Here is a 5,248-nt window from a genome sequence, read left to right as displayed (position 1 = left end):
GCCGGACACCGCACCCGCCCTCGCGGAGCCGTTCCGCGGTCGCGTCGGCGCGCCCGGACCGGGCGGTGCGAATACGATCCGGATTTCCCTCCGCGCGATGAACGGCGGACCGGATCGCGGTGAACCGCGAGCCTCCGAATACTCTTACCCCGCCGGCACGTTCGAACAGAAAACCGTCCCCCGGCGGCCGGCCGCTCTCCCGGCCCCCACCTGCGCAACGGCCGTACCCGGCATGCCCATTCCCCCTTTTGGCGATCCACCCCCGCAACCGCCGCGCGGAACGCGCCGACACGGTCGGGGAGTCGCACAATCCCTGTCGTCCCGAACGTCCGGACGACGAACGCGCAACAGTCTTCACGGCGGGTCAGCCGCTCGCAACCCCTTCCGATTGAACGGAGAGCGACCGCCGTCGGTAATCGGAACGCCAAAATCCCAGGTGCGACTCCCGGCCGCGCCCGGAACGCCCGAGAACGGGCGCGAATTCTTTGGCCGAAAATATGAGGTTCGGATCCCACCAGCCACTCGAACAGTCATTCGTCGAAATAGCCGAGTGATTTACCGGGCGCCTGTGACGAATGTGGTGACTGTGATGCCTGGGATTGCTGTGCCGGAATGCGACGGAATTCACCGGGCGGGCCGCGAGTGGCACTTCCCGGGGCCCGAGCGCCCGGGCCCCGGCCGACCGGCCCCCCACCGGCCGGTCACCCGGGCACCGGCGCGGCTACCACCAGTGCGGCGGCGGCCCCTGCGAGCCCGCCGGGTACTCGTCCAGCGGGACCAGCCCCCGCTCCCAGGCGGCCAGCACCGGTTCGAGCACCCGCCAGGCCTCCTCGGCCTCGTCGCCGCGGATGGACAGCGCCGGATCGCCGTTCAGGACGTCCAGCAGCAGCCGCCCGTACGCGGGCAGGTCCTGCGGCTCCATCCGCGCGGTCAGCGAGAGCGGGACGAGCTCGTGGGCGTGGGCGCCGATGCCGGTCAGGTCCAGGGCCAGCCCCTCCGGCTCCAGCTCGAACCGCAGCACGTTGGGCCGGGCCTCCCCGCGGTGGCCCTTCCCGCCGTGGCCCTCCCCGCCGTGTCCCTCCCCGCCGGGGCTCTTCCCGCCGTGGCTCTTCCCGCCGGGGCCGAACGGCAGGTGGGGCACCGGGCGGAAGTGCACCGCGACCTCCTTGCGGTCCGCCCCCAGGGCCTTGCCGCTGCGCAGCCGGAACCGCGTCCCGGCCCACCGCCAGCTGTCCAGCTCCAGTTCCACCTCGGCGAAGGTCTCGGTGCCGCGCGCCGGGTCCACGCCCTCCTCCTCGGCGTACGCGGGGACGTCCCGGTCCCCGATCCGGCCCGGCAGGTAGCGGGCCCGCCGGGTGCGGTGCACCACGTCGTGCTCGGTCAGCGGCCGTACGGAGCGCAGCACGTCCACCTTCCGGTCGCGCAGGTCCCGTTCGCCGAGCGTGAGCGGCGGTTCCATGGCCACCAGGCAGAGCAGTTGCAGCAGGTGGTTCTGGACCATGTCCTTGAGCGCCCCGACCCGGTCGTAGTACCCGGCCCGGCCCTCCAGTGCCAGCGTCTCGTCCCAGGTGATGTCCACCTCGGCGATGTGGGTGCTGTTCCAGAGGGGTTCGAGCACCCGGTTGGCCAGCCGGCTGCCGAGGACGTTCTGGACGGTCGTCATGGCCAGGAAGTGGTCGACCCGGAACACCGCCCGCTCCGGCAGGAGTTCGGCGAGCAGCCGGTTCAGCTCCCGCGCGCCGGCCAGGTCCTCGCCGAACGGCTTCTCCAGCACGATCCGGCTGCCCTCCGGCAGGCCCGCCGCGTGCAGGGCGGTGACCGCGGCGGGGAAGAGCGCCGGCGGGAGGGCCAGGTAGACGGCCACCGGCCCCTCCCCGGCGACGACCGCGGCCACGTCGGCGGGGTCGGTGACGTCGGCCCGCCGGTAGTCGAGGGCGGAGACCACCGCCTCCCCGGCCCCGGCCGGGAGGGCGCCGCCGTGCCGGTCGAGCCGCTCCGCGGCCCACGCCCGGTACCGCCCGGTGTCCCAGTCCTCCCGGCTCGCCCCGGTCACCCGGAGCGCGTCGCCGGTGTGCCCCGCCGCCCGCAGCGCGGCCAGCGCCGGCAGCAGGAAGCGGGCGCTGAGGTCCCCGGTGCCGCCGAGGATCGCGAGCCGGTCGATCATCCCCGTCCCCCCGTCCGGGCCAGGTTCACGCCGCTGGAGATGATCCCGATGTGGCTGAACGCCTGGGGGAAGTTGCCCATGAACTCTCCTGTGGACGGGTCGATCTGCTCGGACACCAGCCCCAGCGGGCTCGCCCGGGAGCACAGCGAGGCGTACAGCTCCCCGGCCTCGTCGGTCCGGCCCTGGCCGACCAGGTTGTCGACCAGCCAGAAGCTGCACAGCACGAAGGCGCCCTCGTCGCCCGGCAGCCCGTCCGGGGACTCCTCGTGCAGGTAGCGGTAAAGCAGCCCGCCGCCCGCCGACAGGCGCTCGGCGACGGCCGCGGCGGTCGCCACCATCCGCGGGTGGTCGGCCGGCACCACCCGGCGCAGCGGGAGCGCGAGCAGGCTCGCGTCCAGCGTGCCGCCGCCGTCCAGGTGGGCGCTGAGGGTCTTGGCTTCCTCGTCCCAGGACTGCTCCAGGACGAGCCGGCGCAGCTCCTCGGCCGAGGCGCGCCAGCGGTCCGGCCCGTCGGACCGGCCGAGCCGCTCGCCGATCCGGGCGGCCCGGTCCAGGGCCACCTGGCACAGGCCCGCCGAGTACGTGAACACCCGGCCCTCGCTGCGCACTTCCCAGATGCCCTGGTCCGGCTCCCGCCAGGCCTGCCGGGCGGCGTCGGCCAGCTCGGCCAGGCCGGCCCAGAGCGCGGGCTGGATCTCGCCGCCGGAGCGCAGCCACTGGTGGGCGCAGTCCAGGATCTCGCCGTAGACGTCGTGCTGGCGCTGGTCGGTCGCGCCGTTGCCCCAGCGCACCGGGGCCGAGCCCTGGTAGCCCTCCAGTTCGCCGTCCACGACCTCGTCCGGCACCGGGCCGCCGCGCAGGTCGTACATGATCCGGGGCCGCCGGCTGGTCTCGAAGGCGTCCAGGACCCAGCCGAGGAAGGCGTCGGCCTCGCCGCCGAAGCCGATCCGGCGCAGGGCGAACACGGCGAACGCCGCGTCGCGGATCCAGCTGTAGCGGTAGTCCCAGTTGCGGATCCCGCCGATCGGCGCGGGCAGCGAGGAGGTGGGGGCGGCGACCAGCGAGCCGTTGGCCCAGTCGTCGCAGAGCTTCAGCGTGATCGCGGCCCGCCGGACCAGGGGCTCCTGGGGGCCGTCGTACGCGAAGTGCCCCATCCAGCGGCGCCAGGCCTCGGCGGTGGCCTTGAGGGTCGCGTCGGTGTCGAAGCGGTGGTGGCGGTGGAAGCGGCCCCAGGACAGCACCAGGTCCAGGCGTTCGCCCTGCCGCAGCTCGTGGGTGCCGCACAGGCCGGTCAGCGGGCGGTTGGAGCGCAGGTGCAGCCGCAGGTCCGGGCGCCGGTGCGGGCGCACCTCCAGTCCGCTGAACAGGGCGCGGGCCTGCGCGCCGCCGCGCGGCTCCAGCTCCGCCCGCAGCCGGACCGTCCCGTCCAGCACCACGGCCGAGCGCACGAGTTCGCCCCGGTCGGCCGGCGCGTCGTCAGTGAGGTCGGCGCCGGAGCGCAGGGTCAGCGCGTCGGTGACGCGCACCAGGCCGGTGGGGCCGCGCAGTTCGGTGACCAGCACGCCGGTGTCCGGTTCGTAGCGCTGCCTGGCCTCCACCAGGCCCTCCGGGGCGAGGGTGAAGTGCCCGCCCCGGGCGTGGTCCAGCAGGCCGCAGAACAGCGGCTCGGAGTCGAACCGGGGCAGGCACAGCCACGGGACGGCGCCGTCCAGGCCGACCAGCGCGGCCGTCGCGCCGTTGCCGATCAGGCCGAGGTCCTCCAGCGGCGGGTAGCCGTTCCGGCGGCGGACCGGCCGGAACGGTGGGTCGGGGTCGTACATGCCGCCTCGCTTCCGCAGCGCCAAGGGGGGTGGTCGAAGGGGCGTCGTCCCGGTGCGGACCGCCGGGCCGACGGCGACCCGGCCGCGCGGCCAACGGCTCCCACGTTCCCGGGGATCGGGCCGGTCCGCGATCCGGCCGCTCCGGCAGCGGTGCTTTCCAGTGAAAAAGCGCTCTCCGGCGAAAGAGCCCGGACCCCGCACCTGCTAGCGTTCGAGCCCGGACAGCGGACGGTGGACGACGGAGGTTTGCGGTGGCGGACAGCGGCGCGGAGCGGGCCTTCATCGGGTCGTTCACCTCGGAGGGCGGGCGCGGGATCGTCCTGGCATCGCTGGATCCGGACTCGGGGGCGCTGACCGCCACCGGTGTCGTCGAGGCCGTCGACCCGTCCTACCTCGCCCTCGGGCTCGCCGCCGGCGGCCCGGTGCTCTACGCCGTGTCCGAGACGGAGCCGGGCGCCGTCACCGCCCACGACCTCGCCGCTCCGGCGCCCCGCCCGCTCGGCGCCCCCGTCCCGGTGGACGGGGACCACCCCACCCACCTGAGCCTCAGCCGGGGCCACCTGCTGACGGCCAACTACGGCTCCGGCAGCGTCAGCGTGCTGCCGCTCGCCGACGACGGCACCCCGCGGCCCCCGGCCACCGTGCTGCGCCACCGGGGCAGCGGGCCGCACCCGGACCGCCAACGGGCCCCGCACGCCCACCAGGTGCTCCCCGACCCGTCGGGGCGCTGGGTGCTCGCCGTCGACCTCGGCACCGACGCGGTGCGGGTCCTCGCCCTGGACCCGGCGACGGGGGCGCTCACCGTGCACGCGGAGACCGCGCTTCCGCCCGGCACCGGGCCGCGGCACCTCGCCTTCCACCCCTCCGGCCGGCACGCGTACGTGCTCGGCGAGCTGCGCCCCGTCGTGACGGTCTGCCGCTGGGACGCGGCGGCCGGGGCGCTCGAACCGGTCGCGGAGGTCCCGCTGTTCCCGGACGGCGTCGAGGGCCCGGTCTCGCCGTCGGCCCCGGTGGTCTCCCCCGACGGCCGGTTCCTGTGGGCGGCCGAGCGCGGCACCGACACCATCGTGGTGCTCGCCCTCGACGCGACGGGCGAGCGGGCGCACGTGGTCACCTCGGTGCCCTGCGGGGGCCGCTGGCCGCGCGACCTGGTGCTCGGCCCGACCGGCACCCGGCTGTACGCGGCGAACCAGCACTCCGGCGACGTCACCTGGTTCGACCTGGACACCGCCACCGGCGTCCCCCGCCGGGCGGGCTCGCTGGC

General features: G+C 75.3%; 3 protein-coding genes. 1 reads left to right on the top strand and 2 read right to left on the bottom strand.

Annotated features, from left to right (window positions below):
• Positions 1 to 721 precede the first annotated feature (721 nt).
• Positions 722 to 2,164 (bottom strand): glucose-6-phosphate dehydrogenase (NADP(+)), encoded by a 1,443-nt coding sequence (locus ACFU7Z_RS35745; RefSeq protein WP_380782174.1) that lies wholly within the window; start codon positions 2,162 to 2,164, stop codon positions 722 to 724.
• A complete protein-coding gene (locus tag ACFU7Z_RS35740; protein ID WP_380782172.1) occupies positions 2,161 to 3,984 on the bottom strand; it encodes a glycoside hydrolase family 15 protein in 1,824 nt (607 codons plus the stop codon). Before ACFU7Z_RS35740 ends, ACFU7Z_RS35745 begins: the two co-directional genes overlap by 4 nt.
• Before the next feature lie 251 nt (positions 3,985 to 4,235).
• On the opposite strand from ACFU7Z_RS35740, the gene ACFU7Z_RS35735 reads away from it, so the two are divergent.
• On the top strand, positions 4,236 to 5,248 hold a 1,013-nt coding region (locus tag ACFU7Z_RS35735), incomplete at its 3' end, for a lactonase family protein (protein WP_380782170.1).

Origin of the sequence: Kitasatospora sp. NPDC057518 (assembly GCF_042802075.1) — a bacterium.
Taxonomy (GTDB): Bacteria; Actinomycetota; Actinomycetes; order Streptomycetales; family Streptomycetaceae; genus Kitasatospora.
This window is presented reverse-complemented; position numbering and strand designations above follow the sequence as displayed.